Origin of the sequence: Streptomyces sp. NPDC002602 (assembly GCF_042889445.1) — a bacterium.
Classification (GTDB): Bacteria; Actinomycetota; Actinomycetes; order Streptomycetales; family Streptomycetaceae; genus Streptomyces.
The window spans coordinates 1,281,049-1,296,304 of record NZ_JBIAQX010000001.1; the positions used below are offsets into that span (position 1 = coordinate 1,281,049).

A 15,256-nucleotide genomic window follows, 5' to 3' on the forward strand; every position below is an offset into this window, starting at 1 on the left:
CGGTGTCACGCCTTGATCAGTCCGGCGCCGCACAGGGCGTCGGCCGCGGCGGCGACGGTGTCGAACGGCAACCCGGACCGCTCGCAGACGTCCAGCAGACCGTGCTCGCCGTCGGAGAGGCTGAGCACCCAGAGCATGGCCATCTGGGCCTGCTTCGCGTCGCTGCGGCCGCCGAGCGACGCGTACAACCCGCGCCGTCCCAGTTGCGGCTCGCCGTAGGGGCTGAGGTTGACGTACCGCCGGTTGCGGTCGAGCACGGCGAACGCCTCCCGGCAGACGGCGAGCGTGTCCGCCATCGCCTCCGGGGAGACGAAGTCCGGGTTGTCCGCCGAGGTGTGGTACTCGGGGTAGCCCGCGTACGGGGTCCGGCTGAGCGAGCCCACGCCGAGATCGAACCCCGGCGAGCAGAACTGCCGCTCGTCGTAGCCGTACGGAGTGAACTCGGCCACGTGGTGCGGGCGTTCGGAGGCGCCCAGCACATGCCGCATCACCCGGTCGATCTCCGCGTCGCCGCGCCTGCTCTGCTTGTACGTCAGCCGGCCGGAGTCGCCGGCGCAGGCCAGCACCAGCCCGTGCTTGACGCGTTCCACCCGCTCCGCGTTGCGGGCCAGCCAGGTGATGGCGCCGATGGTGCCGGGTGCGAAGAGGAACCGGTAGGTGTAGTAGGGGGTCCGCTCCGCCAGCGCCCGCGCCAGGAACGTCGCCACCGCGATGCCGGCCAGGTTGTCGTTGGCCAACGACGGGTGGCACACGTGGCAGGAGACGATCACCTCGTCGGCGACCTGCCCGGGGACCACGTGCTCCGCGTAGGTGAGGTGTCCGTCCGCGAGCGTGGAGTCGACGCGGACCTCGTAGTCGCCGTCCGGCAGTGCGTCCAAGGTCTCCTGGGCCAGGCAGAACCCCCACTCCGGTGTGTAGTAGCTGGTGCGGTACGGCACCCGGCTCGGTTGCTCCGGCAGGGTGTGCAGGTGTTCACGCAGCTCGGACAGCGGCATCGTCGCCGACACCGGCACGCTGTAGCCGAGCACGTGCAGGTTGGACGCGGCGAAGTCGACGACCCGGTTGCCGGCCGCGTCGGCGATGTACGCGTCCCGGATGTTCCACTCCTGCGGCACCGTCCAGTCGAGCACCTGGGTCCCGGTCGGCACCTCGTGCACCTGCAACGGGATGTACTCGCCGACGATCTCCAAGGTGGCGCGCACACCGTCGCCGGTGATGCTCCGGCACAGCGGATACAACCGCTCCACCAGCTCGTGCATCCGCGCGCCCACCGCGGTCATCGGCGCCACCGCAGGGTGTCGTCGACGGCGCCGGACTCGGACGCCGCGCGCAGCACGGCCAGCCGGGTGAAACGCTGCTCGAAGTCCTTCCGGGTCAGGCCGTGTTGCCGGTAGGCGTCGGCGAGTTCGAGCGCGCCCCGCTTCACCGTCCACTCGCAGTCGAAGCCGGGCACGGCGGCGCGGAACCGGGAGAAGTCCACCCGGTACGACCGCGGATCGGCACCGGTCTCCCCGGTGATCACCACCTTCGAGCCGTCCACCGCCTCGGCGACCTGCTCGGCGATCTCGGCGACCGTGACGTTGTTGGTCTCGCTGCCGATGTTGAACGCCCGGTCGTGCACCGCCTCGCGCGGCGCGGTCAGCGCGGCGGCGAAGGCCCGCGCGATGTCGGCGGCGTGCACCAGCGGGCGCCAGGGAGTGCCGTCGGAGAGCACCAACACCTCACCGGACAGCAGCGCGTGACCCACCAGGTTGTTCAGCACGATGTCGGCGCGCAGCCGGGGCGAGTAGCCGAACGCGGTGGCGTTACGCATGAACACCGGGCTGAAGTCGCCGTCGGACAGCGCGTGCAGGTCGTCCTCCACCCGCACCTTGGACTCCGCGTACGGCGTCACCGGGCGCAGCGGGGCGTCCTCGGTCACCAGGTCGTCTCCGCCGGCCGCGCCGTAGACGGAGCAGGTCGACGCGTACAGGAAGCGCCGCACTCCGGCGTCGCGGGCCAGTTCGGCCAGCCGCACGGAGGCGTGGTGGTTGATGTCGTAGGTGAGCTCCGGCGCCAGCGATCCCAGCGGGTCGTTGGACAGCGCGGCCAGATGGATCACGGCGTCCACCCCGGCCACGTGGTCGGCCGTGATGTCGCGCAGGTCCACCCGAGGCCCCGGCGGGTCGGCGGGCATCGGGCCGAGAACGCAGTCGGCGAACAGGCCGGCGTCAAGCCCGACGACCTCGTGCCCGGCGGCGGCGAGGACCGGGGCCATCACGGTGCCCAGATAGCCCTGGTGTCCGGTCAGCAGTACGCGCAAGGTTCATTCCCCCAGGTCGAGAGTGAGTTTGGTGACGGCGAACGCCTCGGCGTAGCGCGCGTTGCATTCGATGCCCCGGATCCGGGCCAGCCCGAGGAAGGCCTCCCGGTCGTACCAGGGCCGGTGCTGCTGTGAGGGGTAGTGCTCCTGCAACAGCCGCACCTTCTGTTCGGCGATCTCCGGCGACAGCGGCTGGTACGCCGTCGGCCTGCCGAGATCGCCGTCCCACTTGACGATCTCGTAGCCGAGCACGAGATGGTCGCGGAACGCGGTGGTCATCAGCTTCGCCAGCCCGCGGTGATCCTGGTGCGCGTCCTCGGTGCGCGGCGCGAGCACCAGATCCGGATCGGTCTGCCCGCGCAGCTCCTCGACCGCGGCCTTGGCCTCGTCCCAGTGCGCGGGCAGCCGGCCGTCCGGCAGCTTGAGCACGGTCAGCCGCAGGTCGGCGCCCGGGCAGAACGCGGCGAGCGCGGCCTGCTCCTCCTGCTCCCGCTCCCCGCCCCCACCGCAGAGCACCAGTACGTCGACGCGGATGCCGGGCCGCGCGAGGCACAACGTCAGCAGCGTGCCGCCGGCGCCGATGGCGACGTCGTCGCAGTGCGCGCCCACCGCGACGATCCGGTCCAGGCGCCCGGTCCCGAGCCGGATCACGAGATCCACGCCCCGGCGCCGCCCTTGCCGGCGGTCGCGTCCGCCCCCGCGCCGTTCCGTTCCCACACGGCCCACGGACGGTCGCCGACGGCGTAGGCGGCGTCGAGTGCGGCCCGCTCCTTCACGGTGTCGGTGGGCTTCCAGAAACCGCGGTGCCGGTGCGCCACCAGCCGTCCCTGCTTGGCGAGTTGGGCGCATCCGTCGGCGACCAGGTCCCCGTTCTCCGGTATGTGGTCGAAGACCTCCTGTCGGAGCACGAAGTAACCGCCGTTCTCCCACAGCGGCATGTCGCTCACCGCGGTGATGCCCCCCACCAGGCCGTTCTCGCCGAGCTCCACACAGTGGAACGAGGACTGGGGCGGCACCACCATCATCGACGCGCCGGCGTCGCGCCGCGAGAAGGAGTCGATCATCTCCGGCAGCGGGGCATCGGTGAGCACGTCGGCGTAGTTGGCGAGGAACATCTCGTCGCCGTCCAGGTGTTGCCGCACCCGGCGCAGCCGCTCCCCGATCGGGGACTCGATGCCCGTCTGCACGAACGTGATCGTCCAGGAGGCGATGTCGGTGGACAACAGCTCGGTCCGTCCGCCCCGCAGCACGAAGTCGTTGGACGTCGTCTCCTCGTAGTTGAGGAAGAAGTCCTTGATGTGGTGCGCCCCGTACCCCAGGCACAGGATGAACTCCGTGTGCCCGAAGTGCGCGTAGTAGCGCATGACGTGCCAGATCAGCGGCCGAGGGCCGACCATCGCCATCGGCTTGGGCACGTCGTCGGAGGTTCCGCTGCGCATGCGCAGCCCGTAACCACCGCAGAACAGGACGACCTTCACGGTGTGACCTCCACGATGCTCAGTTCCGGGATGGGGAAGACCAGTCGGCCGCCCCAGGCGTGCACGAAGGACAGTTGCTCGATCAGCTCGTCCCGCAGGTTCCACGGGAGGACGAGCACGTAGTCCGGTTGGTCGATGGCGATCTGCTCGGGTGACAGGATCGGGACGCGGGTGCCCGGGGTGAACCTGCCGTGCTTGTACGGGTTGCGGTCGACCGTGTACCGAAGCAGGTCGGGGCGGATGCCGCAGTGATTGAGCAGCGTGTTGCCCTTGCCCGGGGCGCCGTACCCGACGACGCTCTCGCCGCGCTCGGCCGCCTCGATGAGGAACCGCAGGAGGTCCCGGCGGACCTTGGCCACTCGATCGGAGAACTCGGTGTACCCGGACAGGTCCTGCAACCCGGCGGCCTTCTCCCGGTCCAGCACGTCGGCCACGCGCCGGCTCGGCTCGCCGGCCGCCTCGCTCGGCCGTGCCCACAGCCGGATCGAACCGCCGTGCGTGGGCAGCAACTCGACGTCCACGAGGGAGAGTCCGCCGCTCGCCAACGCCCGGATCGCGGACGCGACCGTGTAGTACTGGAAGTGCTCGTGGTAGATCGTGTCGTACTGGTTCTCCTCGATCAGGGTCAGCAGGTGCTGCACCTCGATGGAGACCCAGCCGTCGTCGGCGACCAGGGCGCGCAACCCCCGGGTGAACCCGACCACGTCGGGGATGTGCGCGTACACGTTGTTGGCCACGACCAGGTCCGCCGGACCGTGCTCGGCGCGGACGGCCGAACCGGTGGCCGGGTCCAGGAACTCCGTGAGCGTGGGCACACCCGCCTCCCGCGCCGCGGCGCCGACGTTCACCGACGGCTCGATGCCGAGGCAGCGGACCCCCCGGTCCACCATGTGCCGCAGCAGGTACCCGTCGTTGCTCGCGACCTCGACCACGAAGGCGTCGGGGCCCAGGGCGAGGCGCCGCACGGCGTCGGCGACGAAGGTGCGCGCGTGCTCCACCCAGGAGGTCGAGTAGGAGGAGAAGTACGCGTACTGCGTGAAGGTCTCCTCCGGCGTGATCAGCGGAGGGATCTGCGCCAGCCAGCAGTCGGTGCAGACCCGCAGGTGCAGCGGGTACGTCGGCTCCGGCCGGTCCAGTTCGTCCGCGGCGAGAAAGCTCTCGCACGGCGGGGTCGCCCCCAGGTCGACGACGCTCGCCAGCGTCGCCGAGCCGCAGAGTCGGCATCGTGTCATCAACTGCCCCCATCCCTGCCCGCGCGGGTCTCCCGCGGCGAGCCTCCATTTCCGACCGGCGGCGCGCCGTGCCCGCCACCGGACCGCACCGCGATCGCGGTGCGGTACCCCTCCACCAGGCGCTCCAGCCCGACGGCCGGGCTGAACCCCTGTTCGTAACGGCGCCGGGCGGCCCGCCCCATCTCCCGGTTGCGGTCCGGCTCGGCCGTGACCCGGCGCAAGCGGTCCGCGAGCGAGGCGGGGTCGCCCGGCCGGTGGAGCAGACCGCTCACCCCGTCCTCGACGAGTTCGACGAAGGCGCCGTGACCGGCGGCGACGGCCGGGACCCCCGCCGCCATCGCCTCCACGACCACCAGGCCGAACGCCTCCAGCCAGGTCGAGGGAGCCACCACGGCGACCGACCGCGCGACGGCCTGCCGGCACTGGGCCTCGTCGTACAGGCCGACGTACCGCACGTCGTCCCGGCCCGCCGCCCAGGCGGTCACCTCCCGCTCCAGCGGCCCCGTGCCGGCGATCACTAACGGCACGCCCACACCGCCGCCGGCGGCGATCTCGTCCCAGGCGGCCATGAGCAGCCGGACGCCCTTGGCCTCCGCGAGCCGGCCGAGATAGAGCAGGTGCTCGCCGTCGCCCGTTCTGACCGTGCCCGGTTCGGGCACGAAGTTGTGTTTCACCGCCAGCCGATCGGCCGGCATGCCGGCCCGCACCAGCACGTCGCGCTGCGCCCCGGAGATGCAGAAGAACCGTTCCACACCGGACCACCACCGCCGCCGGTTGACCGACAGGCTGACCGCGAGCGGCACCGTCGCCAGCCGGGAGCCCCGGTAGCAGCCGTGCCGTACGGCCGGCAGCGGCGTCGCCCCGACGCACTCGGTGCAGGGCCGGCCGTCCCGCTGGAGCGTGCCGGGCGGGCAGACCTGGGTGTAGTTGTGCAGGGTGGCGACGGCGGGCACACCGGCGTCGGCGCAGGCGGCCAGCACCGCGGGCGACAGGAGCGGGAAGACGTTGTGGACGTGCACCACGTCCGGCCGCTCGCAGCGCAGCCGGGCGGCGAGCTCCGAGCGGACCGTCGGGTTCCACGGCACGAGGAACGGCAACGCGGCCTTGGACACCAGGGACCGGGCGGCGATGTCGTCGCTGCGCCGCTCGAACACCTCTACCCGGTGGCCGGCCTCGCGCAGCAGCCCCACCTCCTGGTCGACGACCTTGTTCTCACCGCTCGGCTGCGCCGAGGCGTAGCGGTTGTGCACCACGAGGACGTGCATGCTCAGATCACCTCCGATTTCCGGGCCCGCTGGGCTGTGCGTCGTCGGGACACTTCGGGCGTCGACAGGGGAGGGGCCGCGGCGGGTGACGCCAGCAGCGAGGCGGCCACGGTCAGATGCAGCAGGTACGGCGAGGCGTCGCCGAGCCCGGCCTCGGTGTACGACGCGATCGCGCAGTAGCTGATCAGGAAGAGCGCGCAGGCCCGTTGGAGCGACGGCGGGCGCAGGAGCGCGACGCCGCCCAGCACGATCACGATCGCCCCCACGAGCGCGACACCGGTCAGACCCTGCTCGTTGTAGACGGCCAGCCAGCTGTTGTCGATCGGCAGCCCCCCGAACGACTTGTCGCCCAGGCCCGCGCCGAACATCTGCTCCGAGGCCGTCCGGGGCGCCGCCAGCAGGGCGTCCCACACCTTGGCCCGACCGGTGAGGTTGGAGAAGTTCTCCTGACTCTGCCCGCGCAGGAACCACGCCTGCAACGCGGAGTTGAACCCCACCGCGACCACGACGGAGCACAGCACCGCCCAGGCGAAGAACCGGCGGGCGGCGGCGCTGGTCAGGACGAGCGAGCCGATCGCCAGCACCAGCCCGATCAGCAGGCCGAGCGTGGCCGTCCGGGTATGGGTCAGCGCGAGCAGGACGAGCGCCGGCACGATGACCAACGCGGCGTTGCCCCGGTCGGTCCGGCGGCCCAGGAGGAGCAGCACGGTCAGCCCGATGATCACCGCGGCGTACTGTCCGATCTGCGGCGGGGTGAGCGGCCACAGCGCGCCGACCAGCCGCCCGCCGTAGACCTCGGGCATCGCCGCGCCCGGTGAGACGAGCAGGCCGGCGGCCACCGACGCGAGTACCGCGAAGTACATCCGGATGTGGTGCCGGACGAATGTGTGCCCACCGTCCCACCAGCGGCTGAGCAGCCACAACGTACCCACGAAGAGAGCCAGCCGAGTACAGCGGAACAGCGCCCCGAACCCGGACTCCAGGTGCGCGCTGGAGATCACGCTCGGCACCAACAGCAGCGTGAGCAGGAACAGGAAGGCGCTCGCCCGGATCCGCAGCCGGAGATTGACGGCGAGCGCCAGCGCGAACGCGGCGACCAGCGAGCCCATGGTGACCATCTGGATGAGGGAGCGGGGCAACGGGATGATGGTCTGCGCCCCGGCGGAGCCGAGCGTGTTGAGGATCAGCAGCCCCCAGGCGATCCCGACGAACCGCGGAGCGACAGGAGGGCGCGGCTCGGCCCCGGGCCGTGTGGCCGCCGTGTCCGGTCCGCCCGGCAGTGCCTCGCGCGCCGGCCTGTCGTGTGTCAGTCCGTCGCGCGTCGGGTTGCGACCCATCTCAACCCCCCGCCTGTGACCGGAAGGTGCTGCCCACGTCCTGCCGGTACGGCGCGCCCTGCCACTGCCCGAAGTCGAGCTCCCGGCTCGGGTCGTGGGCGACGAAGCTCCACGGTCCGACGTAGACGTTGTCGTGCCAGCGGTTCTCCTGCTCGTGGGTGATCGCCTCGGCCACCGGCTCGCCCTTGTACGGCGACCAGTCCGGATAGGTGCCGTAGTTGGCCAGCACCGCCATGCGGCCGCACTTCACCGTGCACCCGACGACGGACGTGTCCAGCACGAAGCGGTTGTCGTGGATGTCCACCCGCTGTGTCTTCCACCGGCAGTCGGCGTAGAGCGGCGCGGTGGTGATGGTCGGCTGTGCGCAGGTGTCGGTGTCCTTCACCAGCAGCGTGCAGTCACCGGAGGAGGTGTTGGCGGGGCTGTTGCAGAACCGGTCGGCGTTCTCCCAGAGGGTGATCCCGGACCAGTTGTCCTCCAGCACGTTGTCATGGATCTCGATCTTGTCCGTGCGGGCCCGGACCCGTGGCTCACCGCCGGACTCGGACAGGTAGACGGTCGCGAACGGGAAGGCGTCGCCGCTGTCGGCCTTCTTGCGGCCCTCGACCCAGTTGTTCCGCCGGATCGTGTTCTTCCGGATGACCGCGTTGTAGCTGGTCTCGTAGATCAGCGCGGCACCGTCGTTGGCCTCGACCACGTTCTCCTCGATGCGGAAGTCATTGTTGTTGGTGTCCGCCCACATTCCGGTTCCCCGGTTGTCGTGCACCCAGTTGCCGCGCACGTCCGCGCCGTTGACGGCCCAGAACTTGATCCCACCGGTACAGCCGCAGCCCGGCTGCCGGCGCTCCCACTCGTCGACGTTGTTGCCCACGATCTCGTTGCCCTCGACCACCAGATCGCTGATGGGGCCCCCGGACTTGTACGCGTTCACTCCGTACTGTCCGTTGTCACGCAGGCAGTTGGCACGGATCCGCTGGCGGGCACCGGCCATCAGTCCGGCACCGGAGTTGTTCTGGATCGTCGCGTTCTCTATCACCCACCCGTCGGCCGAGTCGTGGTTGACCACACCCTCGTTCTGCGGCGCGACGAACCCCTGCACGGTCAACCGGCGGATGGTGACGTTCTCGGCGGCACCACCGAACGCGTACTGGTTGGTCTTCCTGCCGTCGAGCACCGCGCCCGGCGCCCCGAGGTAGCTGTCCCCCTCCTTCGGCAGGACCTGGGCGTAACGGTCGGCTTCGAGCGTGTGCGTTCCCGGCAGGAGCCAGAACGTCGTCTTCGGAGGGCTGCTCCTGGTCTTCGCGGCCAGGTCACCCACCACCGAGGGGTCGACGGTCACCGCCCCCGCCGGAGCCTGCGCGGGCCCCGGCGCGGGCGTGGCGCACACCCGGGCCACGGACGTGGTCGGTGCGACGGTCGGCTCCGCCGACGGGCCCGGTGCCCCCGGCGCGCCCACGCACCCGGTCGCCGGCAGGAGCAGCACCAGCGTTGCCGTCGGCAGCGTCCAGTGCCGCTTCTTGATCACCACGCGTCCTCCCTAGTCGCGGAATCTGAGCACGGTGGTGAACCCCGCCGAGCCGTCGACGAAACCGGTGCCGATCAGCGTGGTCGTGGGTTCCTTGCGCCCGAAGCCGTCGGAGTACCAGCCCAGCGGCGGGTCCGTCTCGCCGCGATGCGCCCGCCAGGACAACCGCCCGGGCAGGTCGAGCACGGCGGAACGGTCCTCGCCGTCCCGGGTCCAGGTGAGCTCCGCCCGGTTCCCCACCAGGTCCGCGGCGATCACCGGGCCGAGGTGGAACGCCAACCGCGCGGCCCGGCGCGGTCCGCGCACCTCGTCGACCACCCGCAGCTCCCGGCTCGCGGCGGACAGCTCCACCCGGCGCCGGTGCACGGAGCCCTCGTAGCCGTCGTGCTCGGCGCACCAGCGGGCCGTCCCCCCGTCGGAGGCGCCGGACGTGTCCGCGACCAGGACCCGGCTGCGGGCGTGCCGGGTCCACAGGAACGGGCCTCCGGAGACGGACTGGTCACCGCCGTCCAACCCCAGGGTGTTGTGGGCGAGCGTCGACCGGAAGTACCGCCGCCACTCGGGCTGGCCGTGGTAGCAGAACGTCCCCGGGTCGGCGAGCACGTCGACCCCGTCGTGCCGGACCTCCACGGACAGCGCGTCCGCGTGGGCGTGCGCGGCGATGGACAGGAACCCGTGCGGGCCACCGTCGCAGCGGCACCAGATCTCCCCCGGACCGCGCAGGATGGTCATTCCCGCGTCGGCGAAGTGGGCCGGCCTGCTCGCCGGGCGGGTCACGGCCGGCGCGCCCGGGCGGATGAGCGCGGCCAGCAGCGGGGTACGCACGTCGGTGCCGGTCACCGTCGGCCACCAGGGGAGCCGGCCGAACACGGCGTCCCCGGTGGCCAGCAGCGAGCCCCAGCGGTCGGTGCCCGCGCCGTCCACGACCAGACCGTGCCCGTCGTCCGCGTCCCCCTGGCGCGGTGGCCGAAGCCGGCCGTCCACGACGGCCGCGAGGGCGTCGGTCATCCGCAGCAGCACCAGCCGCGTCGTCGCGGGGACCGCCACACCGCGGGCGTCCGCCTCGGCGACGGCGGCGAGCCCCAGCTCCAGCACGAGACCGTGGTACTCGGTGGCCAACTCGCGGTTGAGGCCGGAGCCGAAGGTGTTGCCCCGCAGGTTCCGGTCCAACGACCGCAGGGCCTCGTCCCGCCAACGCGCCGAGGAGGGGAACCAGCCGAACGCGCAGGCCGCGGCGAACTGCCCGGCGGCCTCGGCGATGACGTGGTTGTTCGCCGAGGACCCCCGGCTGGGGAAGGCGGCCAGCCAACGCTGGTGATGCCAGATCTGGTCCAGCGCCACCGGGTTGTCCTCGAAGAGCCCGGCCGCTCCCGGCCAGCCGTCGAGCAGCCGGCGGACCCACACCCAGGACAGCAGCCGGATCCCCAACTCGATGCCGCTGATCCAATGCACCCCGCGCAGCGGCGTGTTGGCCGCCCACCACGCCCGCAGGTGCTCGGCCACCCGCTCGGCGTACCGCTCGTCCCCGGAGACCGCGTAGGCGGCGGCGAGCACGGTGAGGTACTGGTGCCGGGACAGCTCCCAGATCTGCTTGATGTCCCCGACCGCGTCCTCGTCCCGGTAGGGCACGTCGAAGGCGTAACCCCACGGAGCGCGGCGCCCGGTCTTCGGGTCGAGGCACCAGTCCGGGTCGACCAGGTCGTCGCGGTCCACCCCGAAGTACTCGGCGTGCCCGGCCATCAGCCGGTCCGCCTCGGCCACGAGACGCTTCGCGGCGTCCGCCGGCACCGCGTCGAGCGTCCCGGCGGGCAGTACCGCGGTGAACCGGGCGCCGGCCACGACCGGGCGCTCCGGCAGCGCGGACCGCCACCGGCGCCTGCGCACCGTGTCGCCCACCCGGCCGCCCACCTCCCGCGGACCCATCCGGGACAGCCGGCGCAGGTACCAGCCCGCGCTCGTGGTCATCGCGCCCCCGTCAACGTGACCGGCGCCCCACCGGCCAGGCCGGCCCGCACGGCGAGGGTGGCCGTCGTGGTGGCGACCAACGACTCCAGGGACACCGGCATCGGCCCGCCGGTCCGTACGGCCCGAACGAACGCGGCCAACTCGGCGGACTGTCCCTTGTCCCGGGCCTTGGGCAGTCGTGAACTGACCCACCGCTTGGGGCCGCCCCGGCCGTCCGAATACACCGACGCGCGGACGAAGTCGTCGAGCCGCAGCACCTTGCCGTCCGCGACGAGGTCCAGCGTCTCCTTGGGGAAGCCGGGCGAGCCGGTGGTGACGTAGCTGATGGTCGCGGTCGACCCGTCCGGGTAGCGCAGCACGACCTGCAGGTCCTCGTTGCCGGACGTGGCGACCGCGTACACCGAGACCGGATCGGCACCCAGCAGCCAGCTCGCCGTGTCGATGAAGTGCCCGCCCTCGCCGACGAAACGCGTTCCCTCGGTGCCCTGTCGCAGGTACCAGCTACCGTGCTGCAACCGACCGGCGTTGATCAGGTAGCGCAGGCTCGCCGGACCGGTCCGGGCGCCGAACCGCTTCCTGGCCTCCCGCAGGAGCGGTGCGAACCGGCGGTTGAAGCCCACCTGCAACCGGTCGTTGCCGGACTCCTCCACCGTCGCGAGCACCCCGGCGAGTTCGTCCTCGGTGAGGGCCAGGGGCTTCTCCACGAACACCGCCTTGCCCGCCGACAGCGCCCTGCGGGTCAGTTCGGCGTGCGAACTGTGCCGGGTGGTGATGACCACCGCGTCGATGGACCCGTCGCCGAGCACGGCGTCGAGATCGGTGGTCGCCCGGGCGAAGCCGAACTTCCGCTGGGCGTTGGCCGCGGACAGCGCCGTCGTGGTGACGACCGCGGACAACTCGACGCCCTCGCGCCCCGCCAGGTGCGGCAGCAGCATCGACGTCGCGTAGTTGCCCGCGCCGACGAAACCCAGCCGCACCGGCGCCTTGACGGAACGGGTCGGCCCGGCGGCTCCGCCGCCGCGTCGCACGGCGGGGACGCTCACCGCCGTGGCCTGCGCCACGCCCGCCTCCTCCTTCTGTTCGGGGTAGCGGAACAGCACGGCCACGGCCTTCAGATCGCCGTCCTTCAGACGCCCGTACGTCTCGACGGCGTCGTCGAAGTCGGCGACGTGGGAGACCAGGGGCTCCACGTCGACGCGACCGCGGGCGAGGAGATCGAGGAAGCACGCCAGGTTGCGGCGCTCGGTCCAGCGCACGTAGCCGATCGGGTAGTCCCGCCCCTCGAGCTCGTACGCCGGGTCGTAGCGCCCGGGGCCGTACGAGCGGGAGAACCGGACGTCGAGCTCCTTCTCGTAGTACGCGTTCCACGGCAGGTCCAGACGGCACTTGCCGATGTCGACGACCCGGCCGCGGTCCCGGCAGAGCCGCGCGGCCAGCTCGACGGGCTGGTTGCTGTCGCCGCCGGCGGCCAGGTACACCTGGTCAACGCCGTGACCGCCGGTCAGCTCGGCGACGGCGGCTTCCACGGCCGCGGACGCGGGATCACCGCAGGCCGCGGCGCCCAGGCGTTCGGCGAGCTCGCAGCGCGCCGGGTCCGGGTCGACCCCGATGACACGGACCCCCGAGGCGCCGAGGAGCTGCACCACCAGCTGCCCGATCAGCCCGAGACCGATGACCAACGCCACCTCGCCGAGCTGCGGTTCGCCCTGGCGCACGCCCTGCATCGCGATCGACCCGACGGTGCCGAAGGCCGCGTGCCGGGGCGCGAGACCGTCCGGCACCGGGGTGTAGAGGTTCTTCGGCACCCAGTTCAGCTCGGCGTGCAGCGCGTGCTCGTTGCCCGCGCAGGCCACGAGGTCGCCGACCTTGACGTCGTCGATCCCGGCGCCGACCTGCTCGACCACCCCGCACAGCGAATAACCCAGCGGCGTGTACGAGTCCAACTGGCCCATCACCTTGCGGTAGGTGGCGGGTACCCCGTTGGTGGCCACGCTCTGCATGACCTTGGCCACCTGATCCGGACGCGAGCGGGCCTTGCCCACCATCGACATGCCGGCCTCGGACACCTTCATGAGCTCGGTCCCGGTGGAGATCAGCGAGTAGGCGGTCCTGACCAGCACGCCCTCCGGCTTGCACCCCGGCACCGGCACGTCGAGCAGTGCCAGTTCGCCGCTCTTGTAGTTCTGCACAACCTGTTTCACCAGAACTCCTGTTGTTCTAAGCCGTCAAGTCAGGGCCCTGGCCGGAGCCAGAGGTCGCGCCGCGGTACCAGTACTCGAGGGTCAGCACGTGCCACAGATGCTTGGAGAAGTCCCGCTGCCCGGAGGCGTCCTCGGCGACCATGCGCGCCAGCGCGTCACGGCGCAGGAACCCGGAATTGACGAGCACCCCGTCGTGCACCACCTCGCGCACCAGCGGTGCCAGATCCCGGCTCATCCAGGCGCGCAGCGGGGCGCTGAACAGGCCCTTGGGCCGGTACACGATCTCCCGGGGCAGGATCGAGGTCGCCGCCTCCTTGAGGACGGCCTTGCCCTGCCGGCCGACGATCTTGCGATCGCCGGGCACGGCGAACGCCGCCTTGACCACCTCGACGTCCACGTACGGCACCCGCACCTCGGTCGACGCGGCCATGCTGGAGCGGTCCGTGTAGGCGAGGTTCAGGCCCGGCAGGAACATCCGCGCGTCGCCCAGGCACATCCGGTTCACGAAGTCGTCGAGGTCGTTGTCCCGGTAGACGTCCGCGTGCTCGGTCAGGACGTCCTCCACCGTCCCGGCCAGGTCCGGATCGATCAGGGCGAGTAACTCGTCCTGGTCGTACATGGTGTAGCTCCGCCGGAACGCGGTCTCCTCCGGCAGATCGGCGAAGGACAGGAAGCGCTTCGCGAACCGCACCGACCGGTACCCCCGACGGGCCGTGGCGACCGGCAGCCGGTCCACGGCCCCGGACAGGCCGCGCCGCAGGGGCCGCGGGACGCGCTGGTAGCGCAGCGCGAGCAGGTTGGCCAGGTGCTTGCGGTAGCCGGCGAACAGCTCGTCGGCACCCATCCCCGAGAGCATCACCTTGACCCCGGCCTCCCGGGCGGCCTGGCAGATCAGGAAGGTGTTGATCGCTGCGGGGTCGCCGATCGGCTCGTCCAGGTGATACGTCATCCGCGGCAGCAGGTCGAGCACGTTCGGAGCGATCTCGATCTCGTGCAGGTCGACGCCGAACCGCTCGGCCACCCGCCGCGCGTAGTGGAGGTCGTCCGGCATCGCCTCGAACTTGGCGTCCTCGGCGCGGAACCCGATCGTGTAGGCGGAGATCCCGGGTCGGTCACGGGCCGCCAGCGCGGTCAGATAGCTGGAGTCGAGACCGCCCGAGAGGAAGGTCGCCACGGGTACGTCGGAGAGCAGGTGGCGCCGGGTCGACTCCTCGACGACGGCGGCCACATCCGGCCGCTCGCCGCTCCGAGCCCGCTCCTGGCCTTCGGCGGCGACGTCCCGGAGGTTCCAGTACCGGCCGCGCTCCACCCTGCCGTCGGGCCGGCACCGGAGCCAGCTCCCCGGCGGCAGCTTCTCCGCCTCGCGGAACGCGCAGCGCGAGTCGGGCACCCAGTAGTACAGCAGTGAGGCCACCAGCGCCGCATGGTCCACCTGCAGCGACCCGCCGGTGGCGGCGGCGAGCGCCTTGAGTTCGGAGGCGAACACCAGGCCCCCACCGCGCCGGAGCAGGAACAGCGGCTTGATGCCCAGTTGATCGCGGGCGAGCACCAGGTCACCGGTTCGCTCGTCGAAGATCCCGAACGCGAACATGCCGCGCAGCCGCGGCAGACAGTCCGTGCCCCAACGCCGCCAGGCCTCCAACACCACCTCGGTGTCGGAGGTGCCGCGGAAGCGCACCCCGGCGGCCGCCAGTTCGGCGCGCAGCTCGGGCGCGTTGTACAGCTCGCCGTTGTACGTCAGGACGAGGCCGCCCGAGACCATCGGCTGGGCGCCGGTCTCGGACAGGTCGATGATGGCCAGCCGACGGTGCCCGAGGTGCACTTCGCCGTCACCGGCGTTGTGGCTGTACCGGCCCGCCCCGTCCGGACCGCGATGGGCGAGGGTGTCGGTGAGCCGGTCGGTCACCACCTTCCCGTCCGGCCATCGGTACGTGCCTGCGATGCCACACAT

At 71.7% G+C, this 15,256-nt stretch carries 11 protein-coding genes; all 11 read right to left on the minus strand.

Going from position 1 to position 15,256, the window contains the following annotated elements; genetic code table 11:
- Window positions 1–5 precede the first annotated feature (5 nt).
- The 11 genes from ACFYW3_RS05265 to asnB are packed head-to-tail and all read right to left on the minus strand — an operon-like array spanning window position 6 to window position 15,256.
- Window positions 6–1,289 carry a DUF4910 domain-containing protein gene (locus ACFYW3_RS05265; RefSeq protein WP_351751718.1) on the minus strand — a complete coding sequence of 428 codons (1,284 nt, stop codon included), beginning with the start codon at window positions 1,287–1,289 and terminating at the stop codon, window positions 6–8.
- Complete coding sequence (locus ACFYW3_RS05270) at window positions 1,277–2,302, minus strand: SDR family oxidoreductase (RefSeq protein WP_351751720.1); 1,026 nt, start codon at window positions 2,300–2,302, stop codon at window positions 1,277–1,279. The genes ACFYW3_RS05265 and ACFYW3_RS05270 overlap by 13 nt, the downstream gene beginning before the upstream one ends.
- A gap of 3 nt (window positions 2,303–2,305) precedes the next feature.
- On the minus strand, window positions 2,306–2,953 hold the full coding sequence (locus ACFYW3_RS05275; RefSeq protein WP_389385636.1) for a PIG-L deacetylase family protein: 648 nt from the start codon (window positions 2,951–2,953) through the stop codon (window positions 2,306–2,308).
- The gene (locus ACFYW3_RS05280; protein WP_351751721.1) at window positions 2,950–3,780 is read right to left on the minus strand and encodes a glucose-1-phosphate cytidylyltransferase; all 831 of its coding nucleotides are present in this window, start codon (window positions 3,778–3,780) and stop codon (window positions 2,950–2,952) included. The genes ACFYW3_RS05275 and ACFYW3_RS05280 overlap by 4 nt, the downstream gene beginning before the upstream one ends.
- Entirely contained in the window at window positions 3,777–5,012 is a 1,236-nt protein-coding gene (locus ACFYW3_RS05285) for a class I SAM-dependent methyltransferase (protein WP_351751723.1), read from the minus strand. Before ACFYW3_RS05285 ends, ACFYW3_RS05280 begins: the two co-directional genes overlap by 4 nt.
- Complete coding sequence (locus ACFYW3_RS05290; RefSeq protein WP_389385592.1) at window positions 5,012–6,277, minus strand: glycosyltransferase; 1,266 nt, start codon at window positions 6,275–6,277, stop codon at window positions 5,012–5,014. The genes ACFYW3_RS05285 and ACFYW3_RS05290 overlap by 1 nt, the downstream gene beginning before the upstream one ends.
- 2 nt (window positions 6,278–6,279) lie before the next feature.
- Window positions 6,280–7,614 carry an O-antigen ligase domain-containing protein gene (locus ACFYW3_RS05295; RefSeq protein WP_389385593.1) on the minus strand — a complete coding sequence of 445 codons (1,335 nt, stop codon included), beginning with the start codon at window positions 7,612–7,614 and terminating at the stop codon, window positions 6,280–6,282.
- Between the two features lies 1 nt (window position 7,615).
- Entirely contained in the window at window positions 7,616–9,142 is a 1,527-nt protein-coding gene (locus ACFYW3_RS05300) for a right-handed parallel beta-helix repeat-containing protein (RefSeq protein ID WP_351751729.1), read from the minus strand.
- Window positions 9,143–9,151: 9 nt separating this feature from the next.
- Entirely contained in the window at window positions 9,152–11,104 is a 1,953-nt protein-coding gene (locus ACFYW3_RS05305) for an alginate lyase family protein (protein WP_389385594.1), read from the minus strand.
- Window positions 11,101–13,305 carry a bi-domain-containing oxidoreductase gene (locus ACFYW3_RS05310; protein ID WP_389385595.1) on the minus strand — a complete coding sequence of 735 codons (2,205 nt, stop codon included), beginning with the start codon at window positions 13,303–13,305 and terminating at the stop codon, window positions 11,101–11,103. Before ACFYW3_RS05310 ends, ACFYW3_RS05305 begins: the two co-directional genes overlap by 4 nt.
- A 16-nt stretch (window positions 13,306–13,321) precedes the next feature.
- Window positions 13,322–15,256 carry an asparagine synthase (glutamine-hydrolyzing) gene (gene asnB / locus ACFYW3_RS05315; RefSeq protein WP_389385596.1) on the minus strand — a complete coding sequence of 645 codons (1,935 nt, stop codon included), beginning with the start codon at window positions 15,254–15,256 and terminating at the stop codon, window positions 13,322–13,324.

Excerpts from the sequence above, each read along its gene's own strand:
- ACFYW3_RS05285 (WP_351751723.1), bottom strand. The coding sequence starts at position 5,012 with ATGACACGATGCCGACTCTGCGGCTCGGCGACGCTGGCGAGCGTCGTC.
- ACFYW3_RS05290 (WP_389385592.1), bottom strand. The coding sequence starts at position 6,277 with ATGCACGTCCTCGTGGTGCACAACCGCTACGCCTCGGCGCAGCCGAGC.
- ACFYW3_RS05295 (WP_389385593.1), bottom strand. The coding sequence starts at position 7,614 with ATGGGTCGCAACCCGACGCGCGACGGACTGACACACGACAGGCCGGCG.
- ACFYW3_RS05305 (WP_389385594.1), bottom strand. The coding sequence starts at position 11,104 with ATGACCACGAGCGCGGGCTGGTACCTGCGCCGGCTGTCCCGGATGGGT.
- asnB (WP_389385596.1), bottom strand. The coding sequence starts at position 15,256 with ATGTGTGGCATCGCAGGCACGTACCGATGGCCGGACGGGAAGGTGGTG.